The 24,687-nt window shown below is 65.8% G+C and carries 28 protein-coding genes; 14 read left to right on the forward strand and 14 right to left on the reverse strand.

What is annotated here, in order from left to right:
* Window positions 1–20 precede the first annotated feature (20 nt).
* Window positions 21–1,265 carry an MFS transporter gene (locus tag QTH90_RS04820; protein ID WP_286663374.1) on the reverse strand — a complete coding sequence of 415 codons (1,245 nt, stop codon included), beginning with the start codon at window positions 1,263–1,265 and terminating at the stop codon, window positions 21–23.
* Here QTH90_RS04820 and QTH90_RS04825 point away from each other — a divergent pair.
* From QTH90_RS04825 to QTH90_RS04835, 3 genes are all read left to right on the forward strand, one after another.
* Window positions 1,222–2,178, forward strand: a complete 957-nt coding sequence (locus tag QTH90_RS04825; protein ID WP_286663375.1) for an AraC family transcriptional regulator — start codon at window positions 1,222–1,224, stop codon at window positions 2,176–2,178. The genes QTH90_RS04820 and QTH90_RS04825 overlap by 44 nt on opposite strands.
* 85 nt (window positions 2,179–2,263) lie before the next feature.
* A complete protein-coding gene (locus QTH90_RS04830; RefSeq protein ID WP_286663376.1) occupies window positions 2,264–2,785 on the forward strand; it encodes a universal stress protein in 522 nt (173 codons plus the stop codon).
* 41 nt (window positions 2,786–2,826) lie between these two features.
* Window positions 2,827–3,462, forward strand: a complete 636-nt coding sequence (locus QTH90_RS04835) for a hemerythrin domain-containing protein (RefSeq protein ID WP_286663377.1) — start codon at window positions 2,827–2,829, stop codon at window positions 3,460–3,462.
* Window positions 3,463–3,489: 27 nt separating this feature from the next.
* Here the strand turns inward: QTH90_RS04835 and QTH90_RS04840 are convergent, their stop codons facing one another.
* Window positions 3,490–4,359 carry an IclR family transcriptional regulator gene (locus tag QTH90_RS04840; RefSeq protein WP_286663378.1) on the reverse strand — a complete coding sequence of 290 codons (870 nt, stop codon included), beginning with the start codon at window positions 4,357–4,359 and terminating at the stop codon, window positions 3,490–3,492.
* 113 nt (window positions 4,360–4,472) lie between these two features.
* Between QTH90_RS04840 and QTH90_RS04845 the strand changes: the two genes are divergently transcribed.
* The 6 genes from QTH90_RS04845 to QTH90_RS04870 all read left to right on the forward strand — a co-directional run bounded on the left by QTH90_RS04845 (window position 4,473) and on the right by QTH90_RS04870 (window position 9,090).
* The gene (locus QTH90_RS04845) at window positions 4,473–5,762 is read left to right on the forward strand and encodes a 3-isopropylmalate dehydratase large subunit (protein ID WP_286663379.1); all 1,290 of its coding nucleotides are present in this window, start codon (window positions 4,473–4,475) and stop codon (window positions 5,760–5,762) included.
* Window positions 5,759–6,283, forward strand: a complete 525-nt coding sequence (locus tag QTH90_RS04850; RefSeq protein ID WP_286663380.1) for a LeuD/DmdB family oxidoreductase small subunit — start codon at window positions 5,759–5,761, stop codon at window positions 6,281–6,283. The genes QTH90_RS04845 and QTH90_RS04850 overlap by 4 nt, the downstream gene beginning before the upstream one ends.
* Entirely contained in the window at window positions 6,280–7,164 is an 885-nt protein-coding gene (locus QTH90_RS04855) for an isocitrate lyase/PEP mutase family protein (protein WP_286663381.1), read from the forward strand. The genes QTH90_RS04850 and QTH90_RS04855 overlap by 4 nt, the downstream gene beginning before the upstream one ends.
* A gap of 68 nt (window positions 7,165–7,232) precedes the next feature.
* The gene (locus tag QTH90_RS04860) at window positions 7,233–8,225 is read left to right on the forward strand and encodes a Bug family tripartite tricarboxylate transporter substrate binding protein (RefSeq protein WP_286663382.1); all 993 of its coding nucleotides are present in this window, start codon (window positions 7,233–7,235) and stop codon (window positions 8,223–8,225) included.
* 78 nt (window positions 8,226–8,303) lie between these two features.
* Entirely contained in the window at window positions 8,304–8,765 is a 462-nt protein-coding gene (locus tag QTH90_RS04865) for a GAF domain-containing protein (protein ID WP_286663383.1), read from the forward strand.
* Window positions 8,766–8,883: 118 nt separating this feature from the next.
* Window positions 8,884–9,090: a hypothetical protein gene (locus tag QTH90_RS04870; protein WP_286663384.1), complete on the forward strand. Its 207-nt coding sequence runs from the start codon at window positions 8,884–8,886 to the stop codon at window positions 9,088–9,090.
* 15 nt (window positions 9,091–9,105) lie between these two features.
* Here QTH90_RS04870 and QTH90_RS04875 read toward each other — a convergent pair whose 3' ends face one another.
* Window positions 9,106–9,630, reverse strand: a complete 525-nt coding sequence (locus tag QTH90_RS04875; protein ID WP_286663385.1) for a DUF4256 domain-containing protein — start codon at window positions 9,628–9,630, stop codon at window positions 9,106–9,108.
* Between the two features lie 35 nt (window positions 9,631–9,665).
* Complete coding sequence (locus tag QTH90_RS04880) at window positions 9,666–10,469, reverse strand: SDR family NAD(P)-dependent oxidoreductase (protein ID WP_286663386.1); 804 nt, start codon at window positions 10,467–10,469, stop codon at window positions 9,666–9,668.
* Between the two features lie 268 nt (window positions 10,470–10,737).
* Here QTH90_RS04880 and QTH90_RS04885 point away from each other — a divergent pair, with 268 nt between their 5' ends.
* Complete coding sequence (locus tag QTH90_RS04885) at window positions 10,738–11,655, forward strand: MBL fold metallo-hydrolase (protein ID WP_286664462.1); 918 nt, start codon at window positions 10,738–10,740, stop codon at window positions 11,653–11,655.
* Between the two features lie 16 nt (window positions 11,656–11,671).
* Here the strand turns inward: QTH90_RS04885 and QTH90_RS04890 are convergent, their stop codons facing one another.
* Genes QTH90_RS04890 through QTH90_RS04900 form a run of 3 tightly spaced genes read right to left on the reverse strand, consistent with a single transcriptional unit; the run spans window position 11,672 to window position 12,913 of the window.
* Entirely contained in the window at window positions 11,672–12,028 is a 357-nt protein-coding gene (locus QTH90_RS04890; protein ID WP_286663387.1) for a hypothetical protein, read from the reverse strand.
* A gap of 48 nt (window positions 12,029–12,076) precedes the next feature.
* Entirely contained in the window at window positions 12,077–12,502 is a 426-nt protein-coding gene (locus tag QTH90_RS04895) for an SgcJ/EcaC family oxidoreductase (protein ID WP_286663388.1), read from the reverse strand.
* A gap of 30 nt (window positions 12,503–12,532) precedes the next feature.
* Window positions 12,533–12,913 carry a nuclear transport factor 2 family protein gene (locus QTH90_RS04900; RefSeq protein WP_286663389.1) on the reverse strand — a complete coding sequence of 127 codons (381 nt, stop codon included), beginning with the start codon at window positions 12,911–12,913 and terminating at the stop codon, window positions 12,533–12,535.
* A gap of 656 nt (window positions 12,914–13,569) precedes the next feature.
* On the opposite strand from QTH90_RS04900, the gene QTH90_RS04905 reads away from it, so the two are divergent.
* Entirely contained in the window at window positions 13,570–14,832 is a 1,263-nt protein-coding gene (locus QTH90_RS04905; RefSeq protein WP_286663390.1) for a serine hydrolase domain-containing protein, read from the forward strand.
* Window positions 14,833–15,066: 234 nt separating this feature from the next.
* On the opposite strand, the gene cax is transcribed toward QTH90_RS04905, so the two are convergent.
* The 3 genes from cax to QTH90_RS04920 all read right to left on the reverse strand — a co-directional run bounded on the left by cax (window position 15,067) and on the right by QTH90_RS04920 (window position 17,577).
* Complete coding sequence (gene cax, locus QTH90_RS04910; RefSeq protein ID WP_286663391.1) at window positions 15,067–16,161, reverse strand: calcium/proton exchanger; 1,095 nt, start codon at window positions 16,159–16,161, stop codon at window positions 15,067–15,069.
* A gap of 140 nt (window positions 16,162–16,301) precedes the next feature.
* Window positions 16,302–16,865, reverse strand: coding sequence for a BPSL1445 family SYLF domain-containing lipoprotein (locus tag QTH90_RS04915; protein WP_286663392.1), 564 nt, complete (start codon window positions 16,863–16,865; stop codon window positions 16,302–16,304).
* Between the two features lie 148 nt (window positions 16,866–17,013).
* Window positions 17,014–17,577 carry a methyltransferase family protein gene (locus QTH90_RS04920; protein WP_286663393.1) on the reverse strand — a complete coding sequence of 188 codons (564 nt, stop codon included), beginning with the start codon at window positions 17,575–17,577 and terminating at the stop codon, window positions 17,014–17,016.
* Between the two features lie 110 nt (window positions 17,578–17,687).
* On the opposite strand from QTH90_RS04920, the gene QTH90_RS04925 reads away from it, so the two are divergent.
* The 3 genes from QTH90_RS04925 to QTH90_RS04935 all read left to right on the forward strand — a co-directional run bounded on the left by QTH90_RS04925 (window position 17,688) and on the right by QTH90_RS04935 (window position 19,007).
* Window positions 17,688–17,891 (forward strand): hypothetical protein, encoded by a 204-nt coding sequence (locus QTH90_RS04925; protein ID WP_286663394.1) that lies wholly within the window; start codon window positions 17,688–17,690, stop codon window positions 17,889–17,891.
* A gap of 116 nt (window positions 17,892–18,007) precedes the next feature.
* Window positions 18,008–18,598: a BRCT domain-containing protein gene (locus QTH90_RS04930; RefSeq protein ID WP_286663395.1), complete on the forward strand. Its 591-nt coding sequence runs from the start codon at window positions 18,008–18,010 to the stop codon at window positions 18,596–18,598.
* A 91-nt stretch (window positions 18,599–18,689) separates the two neighbouring features.
* On the forward strand, window positions 18,690–19,007 hold the full coding sequence (locus tag QTH90_RS04935; protein WP_286663396.1) for a hypothetical protein: 318 nt from the start codon (window positions 18,690–18,692) through the stop codon (window positions 19,005–19,007).
* Window positions 19,008–19,029: 22 nt separating this feature from the next.
* Here QTH90_RS04935 and pgaD read toward each other — a convergent pair whose 3' ends face one another.
* Genes pgaD through pgaA form a run of 4 tightly spaced genes read right to left on the reverse strand, consistent with a single transcriptional unit; the run spans window position 19,030 to window position 24,683 of the window.
* Window positions 19,030–19,524, reverse strand: coding sequence for a poly-beta-1,6-N-acetyl-D-glucosamine biosynthesis protein PgaD (gene pgaD, locus QTH90_RS04940; protein ID WP_286663397.1), 495 nt, complete (start codon window positions 19,522–19,524; stop codon window positions 19,030–19,032).
* A 7-nt stretch (window positions 19,525–19,531) separates the two neighbouring features.
* Complete coding sequence (pgaC, locus tag QTH90_RS04945; protein WP_286663398.1) at window positions 19,532–20,785, reverse strand: poly-beta-1,6-N-acetyl-D-glucosamine synthase; 1,254 nt, start codon at window positions 20,783–20,785, stop codon at window positions 19,532–19,534.
* A 5-nt stretch (window positions 20,786–20,790) separates the two neighbouring features.
* Window positions 20,791–22,569: a poly-beta-1,6-N-acetyl-D-glucosamine N-deacetylase PgaB gene (gene pgaB, locus QTH90_RS04950; RefSeq protein ID WP_286663399.1), complete on the reverse strand. Its 1,779-nt coding sequence runs from the start codon at window positions 22,567–22,569 to the stop codon at window positions 20,791–20,793.
* On the reverse strand, window positions 22,566–24,683 hold the full coding sequence (gene pgaA / locus QTH90_RS04955) for a poly-beta-1,6 N-acetyl-D-glucosamine export porin PgaA (protein WP_286663400.1): 2,118 nt from the start codon (window positions 24,681–24,683) through the stop codon (window positions 22,566–22,568). Before pgaA ends, pgaB begins: the two co-directional genes overlap by 4 nt.
* Window positions 24,684–24,687: the final 4 nt, after the last annotated feature.

A 24,687-nucleotide genomic window follows, 5' to 3' on the forward strand; every position in this document is an offset into this window, starting at 1 on the left:
GGCGGCCGGATCGGCCCCGGTCAGGTTCGGCGGGCAGTCTTGGGCAGGAAGGCCGCCACCACGCCCAGGAGCGGCAGGTAGGCGATGGCCTCGTACACGAAGGCGATGCTCGTCCGGTCCGCGAGGATGCCGAGGACCGCGGCGCCCAGCCCGCCCATGCCGAAGGCGAAGCCGAAGAACAGCCCCGACACCATGCCCACCTTGCCCGGCATCAGCTCCTGCGCATAAACCAGGATCGCCGAGAACGCCGAGGACAACACCAGCCCGATCACCACGGTCAGCGTGGTCGTCCAGAACAGATTGGCATGCGGCAGCAGAAGCGCGAACGGCGCGACGCCCAGGATGGACACCCAGATCACCGGCTTGCGGCCCATGCGATCGCCAATGGGGCCGCCCAGCACGGTGCCCACGGCCGAGGCGAACAGGAAGAAGAACAGATGCAGCTGCGCGCTCTGCACCGACAGGCCGAAACGCTCCATCACATAGAAGGTGTAGAAGCTGCTGAGGCCCGCCACATAGAAGTACTTGGAGAAGATCAGCACCAGCAGCACCACGATGGCACCGATCACCACCTTGCGCGGGTACGGCGAGACGGCAGCCACTTTCCTGCTGCCACCCGGCGCAACGTGATGCGTGGCATACCAACGGCTCACCTGCAGCAGCAGGCCGATGCCCAACAGCGTGGCCAGGCCGAACCAGGCCACGCTGCGCTGACCAAAGGGCACGATCACGGCAGCGGCCAGCAGCGGCCCGATGGCCGTGCCAAGGTTGCCACCCACCTGGAACACCGACTGCGCGAAGCCATGCTGCCCACCGGAAGCCAGCCGCGCGATGCGCGACGACTCCGGGTGGAAGATGGACGACCCGATGCCGATGAATGCGGCCGCCAGCAACAGGATGCCGAAGCTCGGCGCAATGGCAAGCAACATCAGGCCAATGAGCGTGGAGAACATGCCGAGGGGCAGCGAGTAAGGCTGCGGCCGCCGGTCGGTGAACAGACCCACGAGCGGCTGCAGCAGCGAGGCCGTGATCTGGTAGGTCAGCGTGATCAGCCCGATCTGGGTGAAGCTCAGCGAGAACTCGCCCTTCAGGATCGGATACATCGCCAGGATCAGCGACTGCATCATGTCGTTGACCATGTGGGAGGTGCTGAGGGCTCCGAGGATGCCGAAGGCAGGTTTGGCCTTCTGAGGGGTTGCGGCTGGACTGCTGGCGGCCCCGATGGGCGCGCTCGCGTCCACCGTGGTTGCGGCGGAAGTCGACATGGATGGCTTTCAAATCCCGAATGGAAGGCCGGTGGGACGTGCCCGGCATGACAGAATTATCGAAAGCAACGCGACGCCTGTCTTGCGCCAATCCACCAGCAACCCTCGCGAAAACGACATGGACCGATCTCACCGGCCCGCGGCCCTCCCGCAAGCCCTCAGGGAGATCGACGAGGCGCGCTCGCCCGTCACCGGACGGGCCACCGACTACCCCGCTGGCTGGCACATCGAGCCCCATGCGCATGCCAAGCACCAGCTGATCTATGCCGTGCGCGGCGTCATGGCGGTGAAGGCCGAAGCCGGCCGCTGGGTGGTGCCGCCCACCCGCGCCATCTGGATGCGCGCGGGCATGACCCATGAGATCCGCTGCATCGGGGAAGTGCACATGCGCAGTCTGCAGGTCGCGCCCGATGCAGCCCCCAGGCTCCTCGACGAGACACAGGCCGTCGGCATATCGCCCCTGCTGCGCGAACTCATCCGCAGCGCCATGGAGGTGCGGCAGCCCTATGTGCCCGGCACCCGCGACGGCCGCGTCATGCGCTTGATCCTGGACGAACTTCGCGCCCTTCCCGTGCTGCCGCTCCACCTGCAGATGCCCTCCGACCCGCGGCTGCTGCGCATCTGCGAACGGCTGCAGCAGCATCTGGACGACTCCACCACCATGGCCGGCTGGGCACGACAACTGGTGGTGGATGTGAAAACCATCCAGCGCCTGTTCCTGAAGGAAACAGGCTTGACCTTCGGCCAATGGCGGCAACAGGCCCGGCTGCTGCGGGCGCTGGAACTTCTGGCGACGGGCGAGAAGGTCATCGACGTCGCCCTATCGCTGGGGTACGAAAGCCCCAGCGCCTTCGCGACCATGTTTCGAAGGCAGTTCGACCAGACGCCGAGCCAGTTTTTTGCCGAGAGTTGAGCATTGCTTGCGCCAGATCAAAGCGCCGATGCGCCGCCGTTCCGACACTGGATGCCTCGTCGCAGCCAATCGGAAGGAGCCTGTCATGTACCAGCGAATTCTTGTCCCCGTCGACGGAAGTCCGACATCGACGCGAGGCCTGGACGAAGCAATCAGTATTGCCAAGCTCACTCACGGACGTCTGCGGCTGTTCCACGTCATCGACGAACTGTCCTTCGCCCTCGCGATGGATGCCTATTCCGGCCATGCCGGCGATTGGCTCGGCGTCTTGCGCAATGCGGGCCGCAAGCTGCTCGAAGAAGGCAAGGCGATCGCGGAGGCCGCAGGCGTCGAGGCTGACGTCGTGCTGTGCGACAGCTTTTCCGGCTCGGTCCATGAACAGGTCACGGAAGAAGCCAGACGATGGTCTGCCGACCTGATCGTGGTCGGAACCCATGGTCGACGCGGCGTCGGCCGGTTCGTGATGGGAAGCAGCGCGGAATACATCCTGCGCTACTCCACCGTGCCGGTCCTTCTGGTTCGCGCCGCGGAAACGAAGACGAAAGCAGAAACGGAAGCCGTGTCGTCCAAGCTGGACCAGCCGTCGGCCGCCCTGTCGTTCGAATAAGGCAACAGGCACGCAGCGCCTGCTGCTTGAAGGACCGTGCCGTGACGCACCCCAGCCTGACTATCATCCGTCACGAGCACCGGGCGCTGTCGGCCATGCTGCGCGCCATCACCCTGCTGCTCAGCGAGCATCGGCGCCGAGGCACCCTGCCCGACTTCGATGCCTTGCAGGCCATGTTGTTCTACGTGGATGAGTTCCCGGAAAGGCTGCACCATCCGAAAGAGAGCCGCCTGCTCTTCCCCAAGCTGCGGGGCCGAAACGCACAAACCGATGCATTGCTCGACCGACTTGACCGGGACCACCTGCGCGGCGAGCAGACGATTCGCGAACTCGAACATGCGCTGATCGGATTCCGGATGATGAGCGAGACCGGACAGCGCCAGGCCCGGCAGGCCAGGTTCGAAAACCTGATGAAGCAGTACGTCGACTTCTACCTCGACCACATGCGGGTCGAGGAAGCCGAGATCCTCCCACTGGCCGAGAGCGTGCTCAAGGACGACGAATGGGCCGAACTCGACGCCGCATTCCTGATGAACCGGGACCCGCTCGCAGGCTACGAAGCCGATGAGGCCTACCGGCCGCTCTTCAAGAAGATCCTCGGCGCGCTGCAGCATTCGAGCAACGTCGGCCCGGCGCTCGAAGCTTTCGCAGGTGCCGTGCTGCCGGCACGACGCTGATCAGGTTCAGGCACAGGGACTGAAGACTCAGCGCTCCCCCGGCTGCAGCAAGGCGGGCGCATGGGAGTGCAGCAAGGTGCAGATCACCCCCACCTGCTTCTGGATGATCCTTGCCACTTCACGGCGCCGCGAGGGCCCCATGCGGCTCGATATGGCGGCCACGCTGATGGCGGCAATCGGGTTTTCCGGCGGGAACGCCACGCCCACTGCCGCGGTGCCCGGCGTCGCGGCGCTGTCCAGAAACGAATAGCCCCGGGTGCGGCTTTCGATCACGGCTGCGCGCAGGAAGCCCGGATCGAAGGCGCCGAACTTCGCATACTGCGCACCACTGGCTTCGACGATCTGGTCCGCTTCGGCTGGGGGCAACGCGCTGAGGATGGCCAGGCCGCCCGCGCCCACACCCATCGGCCGGCGGATGCCGACATCGAGCGTCAGCGCCTTGATGGGGTAGTCGCCCAGCGCCCGGCTCGTGCAGATCGATTCGGAACCGCGGCGCTCGCTCAGGTACACCGTGTCCTGCGTCTGGTCCGCGATCACCCGCAGCGCTTCGTCGCACAGTTCGCTCAATCGATAGCGCGGCTGCGCCAGCAATCCGAGTTCATAGAGCAGCGGACCCAGGTGGTACTTGCGCGTCAAAGGGTCGCGATAGACCAGCCCCTCCAGTTCGAGGCGCTGCAGCATCCGGAAGCAGGTGGACATCGGCAGGCCGCTCACGCTGACCACATCCGCGATGCGCATGCCGCGGCGTCCGCGCGACGCGATCACTCGCAGCATGCCCACCACCCGCTCGATGCTCTGGGTGCCGCTTCTCGCGTGCTGTTCCTGCGCTTCGGGCGACGCGGCATCGCCGGTGTCGGCCGTCTTGCGCTTGCCGGAGGGTTTGCTTTTAGTTTCCACTATGTGGCAGTAATTCGGGTTGCACCCGAACAGGGTTGAAGTTGTGCTGAATATAGTCCCAGACATCGAGGTTGAACAACTTGCCACATGGTGGAAGTCAAACGGAACTGCCCATGCCCCACACGATGACCGAAAAGATCCTGGCTCGCGCCTCCGGCAAGGAGAGCGTGAAGCCGGGGGAAGAGATCACGGCACGCCCGGACTTCGTGATCACCTACGACTTCCCTGGTTACACCGACGTCTTCTTCAAGGAGACGCGCGAGGACTTCGGCATCGAGAAGGTGTCCAGCCCCGAGCGCTTTGTCCTCTTCATCGACCACATGGTCCCGGCCGCGGCGCCGAAGGAAGAGGAACTGCACAAGGTCACCCGTGCCTGGGGCAAGGAACAGGGCGTGCCCGTCTACGAGCGCGAGGGCATCGGTCACCAGGTGTCGGCCGAACTGGGCTACGCCACGCCGGGCGCCTTCGTCGTGCACTTCGACGGCCACGTCAGCCAGCTGGGCGCCTTCGGCACCTTCGCCTTCGGCGCGCGCAAGGGCGTGATCGAATCCTTCGTGACGGAGAACGTGACGATGACCGTCCCCGCCACCGTGAAGGTGGAACTGGTCGGCACGCTCCAGCCCGGCGTGATGGCGCGCGATGTGTTCCACCACATGGTTCGCGTGATGGGGCCGGCCTCCTGCTGCTTCAAGGCCGTTGAACTCTGCGGCCCCGTCATCGACCAGATGAGCATCGAAGGCCGGCAGACCATCTGCGGCCAGGCCATGTTCCTGGGCGCGACCACCATGCTCATTGCGCCCGATGCGAAGACCATGGCCTATATGGCAGGCCGCGCGAAGGTGGATCTGGAGCCGGTGCATCCCGATCCCGATGCCGAGTACGAGCGCGTCGTGACCATCGACGTGTCCTCGCTGGAGCCCATCGTGGTGGTGCCACCCAGCCCGGCGAACACGCGCGACCTCAAGGATTTCATCGGCGTGGAGGTTCACACCGGCTACCTCGGCTCGTGCGCCAGCGGCCGGCTGGAAGACCTGCGCGTGGCGGCCGAGGTGCTGCGCGGCCGGCGCATCCAGCCCGGCTTTCAGCTGCATGTCGTGCCGACCTCCAAGGCCATCATGGCGGCAGCGGCACGCGAAGGCCTGATCGAATGCCTCGTGGAAGCCGGCGCCTTCATCAGCTCGCCCAGTTGCGACTACTGCTTCGGCAAGATCGCCACGATGAGCGACGGCCAGCGCGCCGTGTCCACAGGCACCCTGAACACCCCGGGTCGCATGGGCAGTGTCGATTCGGAGATCTACATCTGCAATGCGGCCGTTGTGGCGGCGTCGGCACTCGAAGGCCGCATCGCCGACCCTCGCCCCTACCTCGCCGAAGCGGCCCTGGCTGCGGGAGCCGCCGCATGAGCCTCGTCAACCTGCGCGGCCGCGCGGCCTGGATCTTCGAAGCGGACGACTACGACATCGATCTCATCATCGGTGTTCGCAACATCAAGATCACCGACGTGACGGAACTCGCCGCCCTGGCGATGTCCGACTATGTGGCCGACTTCGCCAGCACCGTGCAGAAGGGCGACATGCTGATCGGCGGCCGCAATTTCGGCTACGGCCATCCGCACTACCCCGCCATGCGCGCCATGCGGCACCTGGGCATCGCCTGCGTGATCGCGGAGTCGTTCTCGCCGGGATTCTTTCGGGGCGAGATGAGCATGGGCTTTCCGCTGGTCACCTGCCCCGGCATTCGCGCTGCGGTCGCACGAGGAGACGAGCTGGAAGTGAACTGGGAAACAAGCGAAGTGGGCAACGTGCGCACCGGCCAGAGCCTGCCGCTGCAGCCCTTCTCCGCATCCGAGCGCGGCATGCTCGACGCGGGCGGCCTGATCCCCTACCTCAAAGCCCGCACCGCGGGAACGAAAGCAACCACATGACTTCCAACCGCCAGGCGCTCCGCGAGCGCATCACCCACGGCCCGACCTTCTGGTTTGGCGGCGCGCAGGACGCCTTGACGGCCCTGCTGGTCGACCAATCGGACTTCGATGGCATCTTCAGCACCGGCTTCGGCATTTCCGCCGCCTTGCTCGGCCAGCCCGACATGGAGCTGTACACGCTGAGCGAGAACGTGGCGACCGTGAACCGCATGGTCAACGTGGTGCGAAAGCCCGTCTTTGCCGATGCGGACACCGGCTACGGCAACGTATTGAACGTCGGGCGCACCGTGCGCGAATTCGAGAAGGCCGGTGTCGCCGCGCTTTCGCTGGAAGACCAGGTCAGCCCCAAGCGCTGCCCGGCCGCCGCGACGCAATCGATCGTCGTGTCGATGGAGGCGGCAGTGACGCGCATCAAGGCCGCGGTGGACGCGCGGCAGGACGCGGACCTGCTGATCGTTGCGCGCACCGACGCCATGGACGCGGGCGAGGCCCTCGAACGCGCGGCCCGCTATGCCGAGGCCGGCGCCGACCTGATTCAGCCCATCTCGCGCACCTTCAACAGCTACGAGCAACTTGTCCAACTGCGCGAGACCTGCGGTCGCCGCCTGTCGCTGCAGCTCATGGCGGGAACGTGGATGACGAAGCTCAGCCGGTCGCAGATCGAGAACGTCGCGGCCTTCGCCACCTACCCGATCGCCAGCCTCCTGAGCATCGTGCATGCAGTGCAAGGCAACCTGCAGGAACTGGCACGCCGCCGCTCCGGTGACTTCGACGGCCTGCCCGCCGAGCAAACCACGATGGCGGCCTTCAAGGACATCATCGGCTGGCATGCCCTCGAAGAGCGGCAGGCCCACTACGAAGTCGGCGCGGGCAACCACTGAAGCCGCTTCCCTTCCTTCCGGCCCGCAATTCCCCTCCCCCCACCCTCCCTGGACCATCAGGAGCAAACGTGCGTACTTTCAAACTGTTGAGCCACCTCGTCGTGGCTGGATCCCTGGCGCTGGGCTTCGGCGCGGCGATGGCACAAGGCAGCGCCTATCCCACGAAGCCGATCCGGATCGTCGTGCCGTATCCGCCCGGCGGCGCCACCGACGTGGCAGCGCGCATCCTGGGCCCCCGCCTTCAGGAGGAACTCGGCCAGACCATCGTGGTCGAGAACCGCCCCGGCGCCGGCGGCAACATCGCGATGAATGCCGTGGCGCAAAGCCCCGCGGACGGCCACACCCTGGCGATGACGCTCACGGGCATGCTGTCGATCAATCCGGTGATCTACAAGAAGGCTGGTTTTGCGGCCTCCGACTTCGTGCCGGTCGCACAGGTCTCGCTGGCGCCGCTGCTGCTGGTCGTGCCCGAAAGCTCGCCGTACAAGAACGTGCAGGATTTGCTCGCCGCCGGCAAGAAAGCCGGCAAGAACGGCCTCGCCTATGGTTCGGCCGGTGCGGGTGGCCTGTCGCATCTGGCCTCCGAATCGATCAACGCGCACGCGGACGGCAACTTCGTGCACGTGCCTTACAAGGGCGGCGCACCCCTGGTGCAGGCGCTGATGGCCAATGAAGTGGCATGGGGCCTGCTGGGCACGGGCGATGCGCGAGGCTTCGTGCAATCGGGCAAGTTGCGCGCCATCGGCGTGTTGCGCAATGGCCGCTCGGAACTGTGGCCGGGTATCCCCACGCTCACCGAACAGGGTGTGCCGGGCGGCGTGGACTTCGACGTGTGGTTCGGCATCGTTGCACCGGCGAAGACGCCGGCGCCCGTGGTGAAACTCCTGAACGAGAAGATCGCCCAGATCGTCGCCGAGCCGGCCTTCCGCAAGCGGCTGAACGAGCTGGGCGGCGTGGCGCCGGTCACCGGCAATACCACCGCAGACTTCGCGGAGGTGCTCAAGCGTGAACTGGCGGTGTTGCCGAAGGCTGCACAGGCAGCGGGCCTGCAGCTTGACTGACGGAGACGTGAGGTGTGTGCGCGGGTAAGCCACGTAAATCCCGATCCCGCCCTCCTTCTGCCTTGCTAGCATGCAGCCATGGCCTGCGTTCGAACCCTGGACGCGATCTCCGCCGTGCTGGCGGGAGATGGCCCGGCTGCGGCCTTGGCGTACCTCAATGAGGGCGTTCCGCATCGCTTCACCGCCGTCTACCGGTTTGCGGGACCGCTCCTGCATAACGTGTTCCTTCACGACAAGGCCGGACGCATGCGGCCCGACTTCCTGGCGGTGGTTCCGTTCACTCGCAGCTTCTGCCAGTTCGTTGTGAAAGACAGGGCGTTCCGTACCGACAATTCCGTTGCCGACCCTCGCCTGTTCGGGCATGCCCTTCGAGGAATCGTCATCTCGTATCACAGCGTGCCGGTACTCGACCACGCATCCGGCGAGCTCTGGGGCACGCTTTCCCATTTCGACATGCGACGCCTGGCGTTGAGCGACGAGGAGTTCGAACTCCTGCAAGGTGCGGCTTCGCTCCTTCCGCGCTATGTGACCGACATCTGAACCGGCTCAGAGGCTCGCCGTGCAGTTGCGGCAAATAGTGCGCAGAAGTTCACATCCGATCGCCGGAACCACCGAGCATTTCTGAATACCTAGGTACTACGATTCCTAGAATCGAGAAATGAATCGCAAGGATGAAAAAGGCAGCGACACCAACTTCGGCTGGTGGGCGGACAAGCCCGAACGCGAAGAGCGTCCCACGACCTTTCATGCACCTCTGAGCAATGAAGATCGGCCTCAGAGCGGTTTCAGCTGGACCGCTGCATTGCTTATCGTCGCTCTCATGACGGCCTTTGTCTGGTCGGTGAAGTCCCTCGCGGGGTGGTGAACGGATCGGATGGCCTCAGACCCTCACTGAGGCTCTGAATCCTCGCGCGGCGTAGTAGGACTCGGCCCCGTTGTGATACACGAAGACCCTGCCGAAGCGCCTGTCGCAAAACAGGGCGCCACCGAGTCTTCTGACGTCGGGTGGTGTCGCCACCCAACTGGACGTCTTCAAGTCGAACTCCCCGAACTGCTGAAGTTCGCGGTACTGCGCCTCCGTCAGCAGCGAGACGCCCATGACCGCAGCCAGGTCGATGGCACTGTTTTGCGGCTTGTTCTGCTTCCGGGAGTTCAGGGCTTCTGCGTCGTAGCACAGGCTCCTGCGCCCCTGCGGACTTTCAGCAGCGCAATCGCAGAAGAGGTAGGCGCCACCATCGTCCGCTGCGCCGATCACGTCAGGTTCGCCTCCCGTCTTCTCCATCTCGAGAAGCGACCTCAGCTTGTCGGGGCTGCCCTGCAAGCGACCATGGACGTCGGCCCAGTCGACTCCGGTGTGCCTGTGCGCGTTCTGCTCGAACCGCAACCTCAATGCCTCGATGAGCACTTCGCGTTGTTCTGCCTTCAACCCGCTTGCTCCTCTCATTCGAACAAGGTGCGCATGGCCTGCCGGCCGGCCATCACTTCGCCAAAGCGGCGGCCGCCAATGGCGCCCCCATCCACCACGATGTCCGTGCCGTTGACGAATGTCGATTCGTCACTGGCCAGGTAGATGGCAGCATTGACAATGTCGTCGGGCACGCCTGCACGCGGCACAGCCTGCATCTTGCCCAGCACCGCTTTCATTTTTTCGGCACTGGCTTCAGCCGCCGCATCCTTCAAGCCATACGCCTTGCCGAAGATGGCGGTGGCAATGCCGCCCGGAGAAATGGAATTGACCCGGACGTTGTCTTCGCCAAGCTCCAGCGCCGCACAGCGGCTCAAGTGAATCAGCGCGGCTTTGGCGGCTGAATAGCCCAGCGTGCCCGCATAGCCGGCGCGGTGCCCGGCGATGGAACCGATGTTGATGATGCTGCCCTGCTGTTGCGCGCGCATGAGCGCCGCGACATGCTTCATGTGCGCCATGGCGCCACGGACGTGCACCGCAAACGTGTAGTCGAAGTCTTCCAGCGACACGGTTTCCAGGCGCGCGCTCCCCGTGGCCCCGCCAGCGTTGTTCACCAGCACGTCGATGCGGCCGCTTCCGGCCGCGGCGGCAGCGATGGTGCGCGCGGCGTCGGCTTCGATGAAAGTCGCGCCAGTGGCTTGCGCCACTTCGGCGCCCAACGCTGCGCGCCGACCGCTGAAGAAGACCGAGGCCCCTTCTTCGACGAAGCGCTCGACCATGCGCCGACCGATGCCGCTGGTACCGCCGGTGACCACGGCGACTTTGCCTTCGAGTCTCATATCGGGCCTTTGAGGTTGCGTTGGGGTGGACGAGTGTGGAGGCGCACCTTCAGATGGTCAAGGCGTGGTGTTTGGTGCGTATCAGGCACCACGGTGAGCCCGTCTACAGGCCTACCGCCTCGCCACCCTCCTACCTACGATCAATCACACACGGCCTTCTGCCGTGATCCGTGCCCGACAACCCTGAATGTTGAACGGCGATTCTTGCTGCCAGTCGCCTGGCCGCTTTGGTCCGGGCAATCGGGCCCGCCCTTTTGGAGATTTCGTTATGTTTTCTGTAGATGACACCTTGCATCCCGGCAGCCAGAGGGTCAGCGAACTGGTTCCGTCCCGCTACGCGCTGTGCGTCGGCGAGATCGACGCGCTGGTCGTCAGCGACGGGGTGCTACCGCTGCCCACCTCGACGATGGCCACCAACGCCGACCCGGCCGACCTGGCGAACTGGCTGGACCACATGTTCATGCCGCCGGACAAGTTCGACTGGCCGCTGAACGTGATGGTCGCCCGTAGTGGTGACCAGACCATCCTCATCGACGCCGGGCTGGGCGGGCAGTTCTCGGGCTTCCCGCGCGCCGGGCAGTTCCCCCAGCGCCTGGCCGCCGCCGGCATCGAACTCGAGTCCGTGACCGACGTGATCATTACCCATATGCACATGGACCACGTCGGCGGGCTACTCGTCCCCGGGATCAAGGAGCGGCTGCGTCCGGATGTGCGCATCCACGTTGCCGCGGCCGAAGTCGAGTTCTGGACCTCGCCCGATTTCACCCAAACGGTCATGCCGAAGCCGGTGCCGGGCGTGCTCCGCTCGACCGCCACGAGCTTCTACAACGAATACCGCGACCGGCTTCAGATTTTCGAGGACAGGCATGAGGTCGCGCCAGGTGTGGTCGTCCGCCTTACCGGCGGCCACACACCAGGGCACAGCGTGGTCGATCTGGTATCGGGCGGTGAACGATTGATGTTCGCCGGCGACGCCATGTTCCCGGTCGCATTCGACCACCCCGACTGGCACAACGGCTTCGAGCATGACCCCGAGGAATCCGCCCGTGTTCGTATCGGTCTCTTCCAGGAACTCGCGGAGACCCGCGGCCTGCTGGTGGCCGCTCACCTGCCGTTCCCATCCGTCGGCCGGGTGGCGGTCGATGGCGAAATCTTTCGCTGGGTACCCGTCATCTGGGATTACTGACCGCGAGAAGAGCGCTCTAGGCCCGGAACCAGATCTTGAGCGTCACATACATCGCGTAGCCCAAGGCGAGTACGCACCACACGAGGTAAAACAAGTTGGCCCAGTACTCGCCCGAATTCGCCGCCAGGGTGTAGACCTGCACTTCGCAACCCCTGCCGACGCATGAGACCTCACCCCGGACCAGCGCGCGCAATACTGCGAAGAAGAGGCAGCACGCCACGACACCGGTCAGCAGGAATCCGACGGGACCGACGAGCCCCTTGGTGAGTTCGCCATTCTCGTCACGGTGCCCTTTGCGGAGCAGGTTCTGCCCGAACCTGTACCAGGCAAATCCGAGCAGGAGCATCAGAGCGTAGTAAATGACGTTGCGCATGCGTTCGTGGCGTTGTGTTGCGAAAGAAGAAGCGAGCAGACTTGAGGATCAAGACCCTCGGTTGTCTCGCAACACGGCTTCTCCCGTACGGGGATTCGTCAGGGTGACATTTTCGAGTGCCTTGATGCGCCACTCGCCGGCCTGCCGCGTCAGCACGGCAAGGATCAGCGTGTCGACCGTATGCGGCCCCGCTGGATGAGCCGCACCGGCCATGAGGCGACTCCAGAAGTGCACGACTGCCGCGTCGTCGCCGATCGCGACTACATCGATCAGTTCGTTCTCCAGCGTGGAATCGCTATAGATGGTCGCGTGGATGGGCGCATGCAGGTCGACGATTTCCTTGACGCCGCGCACGTAGTGCCCGAACCGATTCACAAATGTCGCATCTTCATGGAACAGGGTCCCGAGAAGCGCCATGTCGTGGTTGTTCCAGACGATTTGAAACGCGCGGGGCGCATCTTCGGGTCGATTCATTTGCTGTTCAATCGGGCTCGGTCGCACGCTTCAGTCCATTCGTTCAACCCACTGGGCGCGGGAAGAACCGGGCTCGAATGGCTCGCCGAAGTATTGAGTTTCCCGGACCACCTGGCCGTTTTCGAACTCCATGATGCTCACGACATGGACGGGTTTCTCATCGTAGGTGATGACGAATTCGATGATCCAGAGATCCCCGCCACCCAGCGTCCGCCGCACGATGAAGTGTTTGGGGTCCGGCTGCGCCATGCGCGACGCCTGAATCCTCTGCCGACCGCGAATGCGCTCGCCCGACTGCGGATATTCGAGCACCGCATGGTCCGCGTAGATCGCATGCTCCGCCGCGAAGTCATTGGCATCGGAAGCCGCCCAGTGCCGCTGCAGGGCGGCTCGCACCTCGTCGTCGTTCATCGAGAAGTCCTTCCGCGTCGTCCGTCAACCGAAGAACGCGAAAAGGGCATACACGCCCGCCATGAACCACCCGACGGCTCGTGCGGCTTCCGCACTCTCCTTTGGGATCGGATGCATCTCCGCGCGCCTCCACGCCCACAGGTTGAATGCAACCGACAGGCACACCGCCGCAACCACGGAGGGGAATAGTTCCCCCGTCAAGGCAACCGCAGCAATCATGCAAATGATGAAAGCCAGGATGCTGCCCACGAAGATGCCGTTCGAGGTGCTTGCCAACACATGCGAAAGGCCGCCGCACAGTTCGCATGTGGCAGGGCATGAGCGAGCAGACCACCGCTTCGCCAGACCGGAGACACCGGCGCGATGGCAACTTGGACATGCATGCTTCATGAAATGGGCGCGGCTCTTTTGCGGCGCCATTGTGAACAGCTTTGGGTCAGTGTGCACACGCCTTGGGGCCGATCTTCCGGTCGCCGCGTTCGGTTGCGAGATGCGATGATCGCGCCGGCGTGCCGCGAGGGACGAAGGCGCATCGCCACCGCTCGCAGAGCGTCATACCCACAAGGAGACTCATGGATCAAGGTGTTCGGAAGAGGACTTTCACGCGATCGCGCGCACTGCGGTCGATTCCTTCGGTTCCCTTGATTGCAGCAATATTGCTGATTGCCGCTTGCGGTGGTGGTGGTGGCGGCGGCGGGGGTGTGGCTGCACCGCCCATCGTCGGCATCGCACCCGCCAACGGCTGCGCGAGCAACCCGGTCACCGGAAGCGCCAGTGGCTACCCGCATGCGTCGGAACCCATCGGCACGGTGCGCCAGATATACGACGGCGCCCTCTCCCCCGACCTGGCTGTCACCACCTACCGCAACATCGATCGGCTGTTCCCCACGCGCACCATCGAGCCCGGCGGCACGCCCTCTGCACTGCCCACGGCGGCCACGCAGCTCACGCAACTCAACTACACGGTGGGCGCCGCGACCTATAGCCTCGCCAACTTCGTGTCGACAAATTGCGTCGCTGGCTTGCTGGTTCTGAAGGACGGCAAGATCGTCCATGAGACCTACCAGTACGGCAACACGCAGAAGACGCGCTGGATGTCGATGTCGGTGGCCAAGTCGATCACTTCGACGTTGATCGGAGCCGCCGTGAAGGATGGCTACATCGCCAGCATCGATGACCCGGTCGTCAAGTACGTGCCGCGGCTGGCAGGCAGCGCCTACGACGGCGCGACGGTGCGCAACGTGCTCATGATGGCCTCGGGTGCGCGGTGGAACGAGACCTACACCGACCCAGGCTCCGACCGCCGCCAGCTGCTGGAGGCGCAGATCAGCCAGAAGCCGGGCTCGGCCATGGACTTGATGAGCAGGCTGCCCCGCGCGGCGGCGCCCGGGTCTGTCTACAACTACAGCACCGGCGAGACGCAGGTGGCCGGCGAGATTGTCTACAACGCCGTCAAGCGGCCTCTGGCGCAGTACCTGTCCGAGAAGGTCTGGTCGAAGGTCGGGATGGAAGCGCAGGCCAACTGGTGGCTCGACTCGCCCGACGGCGTGGAGATCGGCGGCAGCGGCATCAGCGCGACCTTGCGCGACTACGGCCGCTTCGGCCTGTTCGTGATGAACGACGGCGTGGCGGCCGGCCAGCAGGTGGTGCCGGCCGGATGGATCGCGGAAGCGGGCACGGCCAAGGTGCTGGCCGGCGGCAACCCGATCAGCTACGGGTACCTGTGGTGGATACCGCCCAGCGGCCCGTCGGCCGCCGACGGCGCGTTCTACGCGAACGGCATCATGGGCCAGCAGATCTACATCAACCGCAAGGAAAGGGTCGTCATCGTTGTCTGGGGCGCGCAGACCGACCCGGCGGGCAAAGGCACGCTGCCGGTGGTGCCGTTCTTCGACGCCGTAGTGGCCGCGCTCAAGTAGGCGGCTCCGCTCTCGACCCGCGCGCATCGCGGTCGCGCCATCATCTGCCTCCGCGAACTCCACGGACACGCGCTGAGTCCGAACAGCGGCAAGGACCATCTCAACCGCAAGGAGGTGGGCGCCCTGGCGGAACTGGTCTATGCGGAGTTCGAGCGCCGCACGCAGGTCGCGTTGGCGACCATTGCCTTGATGCCAGTCGCGGATACGGCCGAACGCTAGGCTGACGCTCCGAATTCACTCCATCGCCCTGGGTGGCATCAGGTAGAGCGTCATGGCGAAGATCAGATAGACCATCAGGATCAGCACGCCGACGAACCAGGCCGAGCGCCCGCTGTTCGTGACCAGCACCGCCGTGAGGGTGGCGATGATCACCATCACCACGGCGCCCGGCCAGAACTGAAGATCCATCGGAGCCGGCGCTATGAAATAGCTCAGCAGTATCAGCGCCGGTGCCACGAACAGTGCGATCTGCGACGCGCTGCCCAAGGCGATGCCCACGCTCAGGTCCAGGCGGTTCTTGCGCGCGCCGGCAAAAGCCGAACTCATCTCCGCCGCGCCGCCCACCAGCGACACGACGATGAAGCCCACGAATGCGGGAGTCATGCCGAACGCTTCGGCCGCCTTCTGCACCGACTCGACGAAGACCTCGCTGACCAGCGCCACAAGCACCGTCACGCCGGCCAGGGTGACGAGAGCCAGCCCGATGGGCCAGGGCGATTCGCCGTCGTCGCCATGCCGGGCGCTGGCAAACAGCTCGCGGTGCGTCTTCAATGAGAACAGCATGCCCAGCGCGTAGGCCACGATGAGCAGCACCGCCAGGCCCGCGCTGAGCGTCTGGGTGAACGCAGCCGTCGCCGCGTCGGCCGTGATCATCGCGGAAGGAATCAACAGTGCGACCGTCGCCAGGAAGAGCAGGCCCGCCTGCATGCGGGCACTGACCCGGTTGAATTCCTGAACGTGGTGCTTGAGTCCGCCGAGCAGGAACGACGCACCGAGCATGAACAGGGTGTTGGTGACGATCGCGCCGGCAATGGATGCCTTCACCAGCATGATCTGCCCAGCCCTCAGGGCAGTGAGCGCAATCACCAGCTCGGTCAGGTTTCCCAGAGTGGCGTTGAGCAGGCCGCCCGCGGCGTCGCCCGTCTTGGCCGCAACGGATTCGGTGGCGTGGCTCAGCAATGCGGCCAGCGGCACGATGGCGAACACCGAGAGCACGAAGAGCAATGTGTGCGCTTCGGGCTTGAGCCTGGCGGTGACGAATACCACCGGCACAAAGACCAGGAGCCAGAGCAGCGGGTTGTGTCGGATTTCCTGGAGCAGTGGTTTCATGGGCTCGATTCGAGCGCTCGGCTCGCCCTCCTCGCGTCGTTTCTGGACACGGCCCGATCCGGCGAGTTCTCACCGGATCGGGCATGCCGCGGGATTGGCGGGCGCATCTGGATGCCTCAGGGCCGAGGCGCCCGGTCAGGTCAGAACTCGAGCTTGTTGACCTTGGTGCCGTCGAGGCTGAGGTTGGCCATCAGGCCTGCATTGCTCAGTGCATAGCCCACGACGGGCTGCTGCATGGTCTGCGTATCGACGGCGGCCGACGCGCCCACCTTGAGCATGGTGACCGAGGCATCGGCGCCGGCCGTCCAGCCCTTGCTCGCGCGGAACTTGTCCAGCGATTCCTGCGTCATGAAGAGCACGAAGACGGCCTTGGAGTCGGCACCGGCCAGCAGGCCGACCGATGCCGCGGTGGTGCTGTAGTAGCCCTCTGTCTTGCCGCCGACGCGCAGCGCACCCTGGCCATAGGAACCGCCGATGCCAAGTCCGGCGGAGACCACTGCGGGGAATACGAGCACCCCCTTGGCCTTGCCCGTCATCTCACGCGAGCCCGGCGCTTGCGCGTAGAGCTTGGACAGTGCGCTGTCGACCGACGCATCGATGCTGGCACGCTTGGTTGCGGGGTCGCCGCCTGTGGTGGAGGTGGTGGTGCACGCTGCTGCGAGCACGGCCACGAGTCCCGCTGCCAAGAAAGTCCGCTTGTCCATGACGCTTCTCCTTTGGTTGTTGGGCAGACCATTCTGCGCCCCTGATGGAGAAGTTCAAGCCACTTCAATGTCGACGATGTGGCGCGCAAATTGGAAGACGCAGCCGCGAAGGGGCCCCCGCAGGTAGCAAGGACGATTGATCTGCCAGCTACAACAGGAACGGCACGAAACGACGCGTGCGGCGCATGTAGTCGTGGTACGCATCGCCGAAGTACGCAAGGCACTCTTCCTCTTCGCGAATCGCCGTGACGAAGAGCAGCGCCGTCGCCATCAGCACCAAAGCCAGCCCCATCCACGTGAACTGCTGGAGGAAGGTGCCCCAGGCCAGGCAGATGAGCGACGTGTACATCGGGTGGCGGATGTAGCGAAACGCCCCGGCGGTTACCAGCGTGCTCGTCCTCTCGAATCCGAGCAGGGCCTCGTCCTGGCGTGCCTCGCCGCGATGGCCCAGGCGAATCAGGAGGTAGACCGCATGGAGCGGGAGCCAGATCGCGATGATGAGCAGAACCTGTGCCACCGACCGACGCAGCGCGAGCGGGTCGGTCCCCCAGACGGGCAGGTTGATCCAGATGAGCCCCAGGATGCACTCCCATGCAAAGAACCGGGAGAAGCCATGCGACCGCGGACGCCTGATGGCTCCACGGGAGGCGTAGAGGAGCACCGAACTCACGACAACGAAGGTTGGTGCGTAAGCTGCCAGGGGAAGAAGCATTGCATCCAATCTACACGGAGATGGCACCCGACCTCCCCATTTTTGGGGATGTCCGGACGCGCGAAGAGCCAACAAACTCCTCCCCAACCAAACTTGAGCGGGATTTTCGAATGGAATGGGTCCACTGGTTGCTGGTAGTTGCCGTCGCCGCGTGCGCCGGTACCGGGTGGGTGTTTGTGAGTCTGTCGACGAAGCATCGTGGATGGAAGTCGCTGAACGAGCGGATGGCCGCGCAGGTCACCCAGTCCGCGGAGCTGCTCAGCGAGTGCTCCGGCAACGGCAAAAGGAGCGGACGCCTCTCCACGATCCGCTGACCGAAGGGCTCCGGCGCGCCTGCGCGCTCCGGCAGACGCCCTGGCTGGTACATTGCCTTGCGCCCCCGGCGTTGCGACTGCGCGCCGGGCCCAGCCTCGACAGGAGACCCCCAGCCATGCGACAAGCGATCGAACGACTGATCGGCATCATGGAGGCGATGGTCGCGGACGATCATCTCCACGACCTGGAAATCGAATTCCTCAAGACCTGGCTCGCCCAGTACCCCGAGGTTGCGCAGGTGTGGCCCGGCAGTGCGGTCAGCGGCGCGATCGAAACTGTCCTGTCGGACGGCCACGTGAGCGAGGACGAGCGCGCCTACCTGATGACCACGCTCAAGCAGCTGGCGTCCGACGAGTTCGCATTCAGTGACCGGGACGGCGCGGCCGAATTCGCACTTTCGCTGGACAACGCCGTCGAGATCACCCTTCGCGACTCGCTGGTCTGCCTGGCGGGCGATTTTCTCCATGGGACGAAGCCCGCATGCGAGCGGCTTCTGGAGCGGGCTGGCGGTTGGCCGGCCGCAGTCGTCAGCCGGAACGTCCGCTACCTGGTCGTCGGGTCCAAGGTCCCGGCCAACTGGGCCGAGACGCCCCTCGGACAGACGATCAAGGATGCGCTGGCCTTGCGGCAGGCCGGCCACGCCATCGCGATCGTCTCGGAGCGACGCTGGCTCGAATCCATGGCCGGAAGAGCGACGACGCCCTGAGCGACGCCGGTGCCTATCCACATTGAGGTTGACGGCTGCGATGCCCGGGCGCTCAATGGAGCTTCCCCCGATAACGACTGGAGCGCCACACATGAAGACCTCTTCAGTCGCGGCGTTGGCCGTCAGTTGCGCATTCGTTCTCGGCTGCGACATGCAGCCGAGCGTCCTGTTCGTGGCGACCGGAAGCGCGTTCCACATGCTGCAACTGACGGACGCGCAGGAAGAATGCGCCAGCCCATTCCGGATCTGCTTCCTGAACTCATGGGACGGCGGGACTGCCCGGGGCTGCTGGGTCCGCGAGCAGTCCAACGTGCGCGCCCGCTTTCCGGGCACGAATGACAAGCTGATCCCCGTGACGGAGTTCCGGCGCACGACGCTGGCCGACTACCGGAACGCCGAGCTGGAGTAGGCCGAGACAGGCCCCCTCGAACTCAGGCCATCGGCCCGGCAGATGCGCCCGTGATGCGGCCCTCGCCGTCGTAAAGCACATGCAGGCGGCGCGCCTCGCGCCACAGGGACAAGTCCGACGCCGACAACCCCGCAGCAGCGAATTGCGCGTCGGGTTGCAATGCAGCGACATCCTGATCGGCGCTAGGCTGCCGCCGCAGGTGGTGCCGCTGCCAGACCCCCGCAAAAGCCAGAGCCACGACAAAGCCCCCTGCGACCCAGAGATAGGGCCGCAAGTCCACCGCGAAGTCGACGTCGATCCAGCGTTCGAGATAGACCCTGGCCGAGGGACTCAGCCACACCACGGCCGCCACAACAGGTCCCCGCAACAGCCACAGAAACGCCATCCAGGCCAACAGGGTCAGGACGAGGTCGCGCAAGCGCATCCACCATGGCGCCGCAGCCGGCAGGATGCGCGGGGGCCACTGCGACGGAGGCACCAGTCGCAACGGCAAAGGCTTGTCTATCTGGTCGGCCATGGCGAACTCAGCGCACGCCCCTGTCGGGACTCACCCATGTCCCGCGCATGCGGCCCATGTGCCAGAGGGCTCGCGGCAGGCCCACGAGCGATGTCAGGACCTGGCCAACCCAGAACACCAGCGGATACCAGACGATCCAGAGCAGCGAGCGAAACATGCCTCGTTCGAAGCGCTCGTCGATCCACGCACCCGTGAAGGCCTGTGCCAGATACACCAGGGCAAAGACCTGGCCCCATTCCCGGGGAAAGGGCTCCAGGGCCGGCCAGTAGCCGGGCAGGACAAGCCCCCATTCGGCGAGCAACGGACGCACGCCCCAGGCCAGCGTTCCGATCGTGATCGAGTACGCCCAGAAGATCGCGACCATGTAGTTGAGCCACACCAGCACCATGCGCGGTTGGGTCATCAAGGTGGGGAGCACCTTGAGCATCACCGCTGCGCCGCCTTCGCTCCACCGGACCCGCTGGCGCCAGAGCCCGCCCAGGGTCTCGGGCATCAGGATCCAGCACAGCGCCTTGGGCTCGAAGGCCAGCCGCCAGCCGGCCAACTGGATGCGCCAACTCACATCCACGTCGTCCGTCAGGGCCTCGCGCGACCACCAGCCCGCGTCCTGCAACGCGCGCTTGCGAAAGGCGCAGATCACGCCGCTGACGGTAAAGAGCGACCCATACACAGTCTGCGCACGCTTGATGAGTCCCACGAGGCTGGAGAACTCGCCGACCTGGAGGCGCCCGAGGAGCGTCGCCCGGTTGCGCACGCGCGGATTGCCGGTGAGCCCTCCGATCCGCGCATCGGTCTGAAAGCGCCGCACCAGCCAGGTCAACGCGTGGGGATCGAGCAAGGCGTCACCGTCGATGCACACCAGAAGTTCATGGCGCGCGGCCAATGCGCCCGCATTCATGGCCGTGGCCTTGCCTTGATTGCTGGCGAGGTGCACCACGCGCAGCGTGGGCATCTGGAGAGTCAGCGCATCGAGCCATGCGCCGGTCTGGTCGGTCGAGCCGTCGTTGATGGCGATGACTTCGAAGTCCGGGTATTCGATCCGCGTCAGCGCCCAGAAAGTCTCTGCCAACTGCAGCGCCTCGTTGTGGCACGGTATCAATACGGACACCCCTGGGTAGGCCGCCAGTGCCGGCGGCACGTCGGGCGCCGGCTCGTGGCGCCCGCGCAGCCACGCATAGAGCGCGCCGCCGGCAATCCAGTAGATCGCAGCCACGAACGGATAGCCGAAGCAGAAGGCAGTGATGAAGTCCTGGAAACTCATGCGAATCACCGTCGCAATGGAAACTTGGACGCAGACACGGCCGGCCCCACGACGGCTGCGGCGGGTACATCGGCAACCGGGTCGTCGGGGCACCACCCGAAGGACACGCCGCCGTGGCGCTGGAAGTCGATGGAAGTCCGGGCGAGCCGCGTGGCATCCGGCGGCGCGGCGCCAGTGAACCAGCGCGCCAGAGCGGGATCGACGGGCGCGACGCGCGTGTCGGCGACCGGATCATCGAAGCCAGCCGGAACCAGGCTCAGGTTCGCCAGCGGATGCGCGGCGGCCGTATACGCAGGCGCCAGCCACAGCAGTTCGAGCCCCGGTCGCGCATCGTCCAGCACAGCGAACGCCCTCCAGCCCCACGCGTCCGCATCGGAAGCCTCGCCCAGCGCCTTCAACATCGACTGGCGCCGGGCACGCACCACCCATGCGGCCTGGTTCGGCCGCGTGCCGGGGCGGTGCACATACAGCGGCGGCGGGTCGTCGAAGCGCATCGGCCGCAAAGGCGCCGCCGCGCCTTCGAGCAGCCACCCGTCCAGCGGCACCATGGCGCCGAGGTCCTCGTAGAGGCGCAACACCCGCGATTCGTCGCCCAACGTGGCCAGCGCGGCGCGGTGCGGCAGGCGGGCATACACCTTCACGCCGGCGCGCGTGCGCATCTGCCAGGCGACGCGGGAGAGCCAGTCGCCCGCCAAGGGGAGTTCCCGCGTCGGAAACCAGGCGCTGGTGATGCGTCCCTGGGCATCGACGCGCACCGCATCGACCACCAGACCCGTGATGCCCAGCGCGCGCACGCGCTCGATCGCGCGGCCCAGTCGCTCGTTGCTCGCCTCCTCGTCGCCGGCCCACAGCGCAGCGGGGTCGAGGCAGACGAGACGATCCACGCGGATCTCGTCCGGATCGGGCGTGAGGCTCCGTACGAGTTCGGCGAGCGGCGGGTTGTACGTGGGCAGGTATCGCGCCACTCTCAAGGGCTCACGCACGCTGGCCGGACCTTCGTCGAGCACCAGCGCGAATTCGAAGCCTTGATGCTGCGCCGCTCGCGTCCCGACCGCGTTGTAGCGGCCGTAGGGCCACACCATCGCACGCGGAGCGCGTCCCAGTTCGCGTCGCTGCGCAGCACTGCCGGTAGAGAGATCGGCTCCGACCGCTGCCGCGAAATCCGCCTCGCTCTGATAGCCGGCACCCGGCGCATAGCTGCGGGTCACTGCGGCGGGCATGGTGTTGCCCTGCGGGTTGCCGACGACCTCGACATGCAATGCCCGTGAATGCAACGCGAACTCGACCAGCCCGGAATCCTGCATTTCGCGGGCCTGCCCCCAGGTGATGAAGTGCTCGCGCGGCACCCAGCGGTTGCCGTAGCGCACCGGGGAGCCTGCGGGCGCATCCATCCATTCACCGACCAGTGCCGCGACGATCGGGAACCCGTAGGCCAGCGCCAACGGATAGGCCCGCGTGTACAGGCTGCGATAGCCGTCGTCGAAGGTGAGGAGCACTGACTTGGCCGGCAGCGCCTTCTCGCCGCTTCGCGCGCGCGCGATGTCATCGAGCGACACGGCGGTCCAGCCGTTGCCGCGCAACCAGTCGAAGAAGCTCACCAGGCGATCGGCGGTGATGGCGTCGTCATCCAGCTCGCCCGGGGTATCGACCACGTCGTGGAAGGCGATGGCTGCAAAGTTGGGCGGCTCCGCGAGCGCGGACCCGCCAGCCAGGCACAGGCCGGCCATCGCCAGCACGCGCACGAAGCGGTACAGGGCGCCGATGGAGGGATGGACGGTGCTCATCTTCCGAACCTGTGCTGGAGCTTCATGTAGGCACGCGCCGAGCGTTCGCGCTCGCCGTCGTACACGTTGCTCGCCCATTCGACGCCCCAGGTCAGTTCGGTCCAGGGGTCGTTGCGCCAGGTCTGCTCGTAGGCGATGCCACCCACGCCGTATGCTCCAAAGCCGCGCTGATCGAAGACGCCCACGGTCAGCCGCAGGCGTTGCACCAGTGCACGCTCGTAGGCGCGCCGAATGACGTGCTCCACCCTCATTTCCAGTGTGGGAAGCCATGCTTCCAGCGGATTGAAGTAAGGCGTGCCGGGCAGGCTGTTGCGCTGCCATTCGACGCGGGGCATGAGCGCGATGTCCACGTGGGGGCGCACCAGCAGGTGCATCACGCCATCGATCGTGACCTGCTCGCGCCGGTTGCTGTCGCTGAAGTCCATGTGCTGCGCCTGCAGGCCCACCTGCGTGGATGCATTCCATGCATAGCGCAGCCCGCCCCGCACCGAATCGGCGCTGATCCCATGAAAGTTCGCACGCAGGGGCGTGTCCGGTGAATCCTTCGCGGCGTCCGCCAGCAAGGTCCAGCGATCGTTGGGCTCCCACTGTGCCGCGAGCGATCCGCCGGAGCTGTTCAGCGAGCCTGTCTGGGACCAGCCCAACGCCTGCAGCATCCAGTCCGGCCAGCGCGCCTGCACGCCGCCGCCGAAACGGTGCCGCGTGGCGCGCCCCTCCTGCAGCGAATCCGAGCTGGTGTCGGCCAGTCCGACCAGACGCCAGGTGCCGGCCATCACCGAGGACTGGACCTGGAGGCTCGCGTCCGTGCCGGCACCGGGCCCCCGAAGGGCCTGACTCGACACCTGCCTGCCTCCGAGCTCGAAGCTCACGCTGGGGCCCAGTTCCGCTTCGAGTTCCCGCCGCACCTGCTGCACCTCCGGCTTGTCCCTGCCGGCGTCCAGCAGCGGCGAGAGCCGCTCTTCGGCCCGCAACAAGCGATGGCGGCGCGTGTCCGAGGCGACCTGCTGGACGCGGATGCCGAAGTCGTCGGGCGCCAGGGCGGCGGCAATGTCGATCTCATCTTCGGCCTGCCGGGGCCAGCCCTGCTGCGCCGCGATATCCGCGGCCTGAGCGCGCAGCCAAGGCAGCGCCGGCGCGCCCTCCTTCAGCGGAACGATGCGTTCCCAGGCCGCCGCGGACATGCCGGCATAGCTGTGCATGGCGGCATCGAGTGCGCGCGCGTCGAGCCAGGCCTCGTTTTCCTCCGGCGTCTGCAACTCGCCCGCACGGCGCCACGGGGGCCCCGCGGCAGCCACCAGCGCATCGACCGTGGCAAAGGCCGCGTCGAAGTCCTCGCTTTCCTCCTCCGCATAGGCGCGCCCGGCCATGAGCGACCGCCATGGACCGTCCTTGTCCTCGCGCTCGGCCGGAGTCATGCGCTCCAGAGCCTGCTGATAGACACGCCGTGCGTCCGCCGGGCGTCGCAAGGCAAGCAGCGCGTCGGCCTCCGCCTGCAGTACATACACGGGGATGTCATCCCCTCCCGCGCGCAGCAGGCCCACCTGGTCGACGGCTTCCTGCCAGCGCTGGCGCTGGCGCAGTGCGACTGCCCGGTCGCGCTGCAGGCGGGTGACGAGACCGGCATCCGGCGGTTGGGCGGAGCGCGCCTCCGCCAGCAGTGCGTCGATGCGGGCCAGCGCGGAATCCACGTCCCGGAGACGCTCCCGCGGGTCCGGCGATTGCGAAGGGACATCGATGGCCCATCGCAATCGCTGCCCGGCCGCGCGGCTTTCGACGCCCGCATCCGTCCGCTCGCCCAGCACATGCGCCGCACCGCTGGGGCCGCCCAGTTCCATGAGAACGTCGGCAAGGGCCTGGGCGGTCTCGGCACTTCCGGGTTGCATGCGCCACGCCTGCGCGATGGCAAGGAGCGCCGCGTAGCGATCCCCGGCCCGCAAGGCGGTACGGCCGCGCTCGAGCAGCGCCGAAGCACCCATCGCAGGATCGACCTGCGGCGGCACGGTCTGACCGGCGGCACACCCCAGCGCCAGCATCGGGGCCATCGCCATGAACTTGAGTCTGGCTTGCCAGCCGATGCCGGAGGCGTCACGATGGATGCAGTTGGCGAAGGTCAATGCG

This window comes from Variovorax flavidus (assembly GCF_030317145.1).
GTDB lineage: Bacteria > Pseudomonadota > Gammaproteobacteria > Burkholderiales > Burkholderiaceae_C > Variovorax > Variovorax flavidus.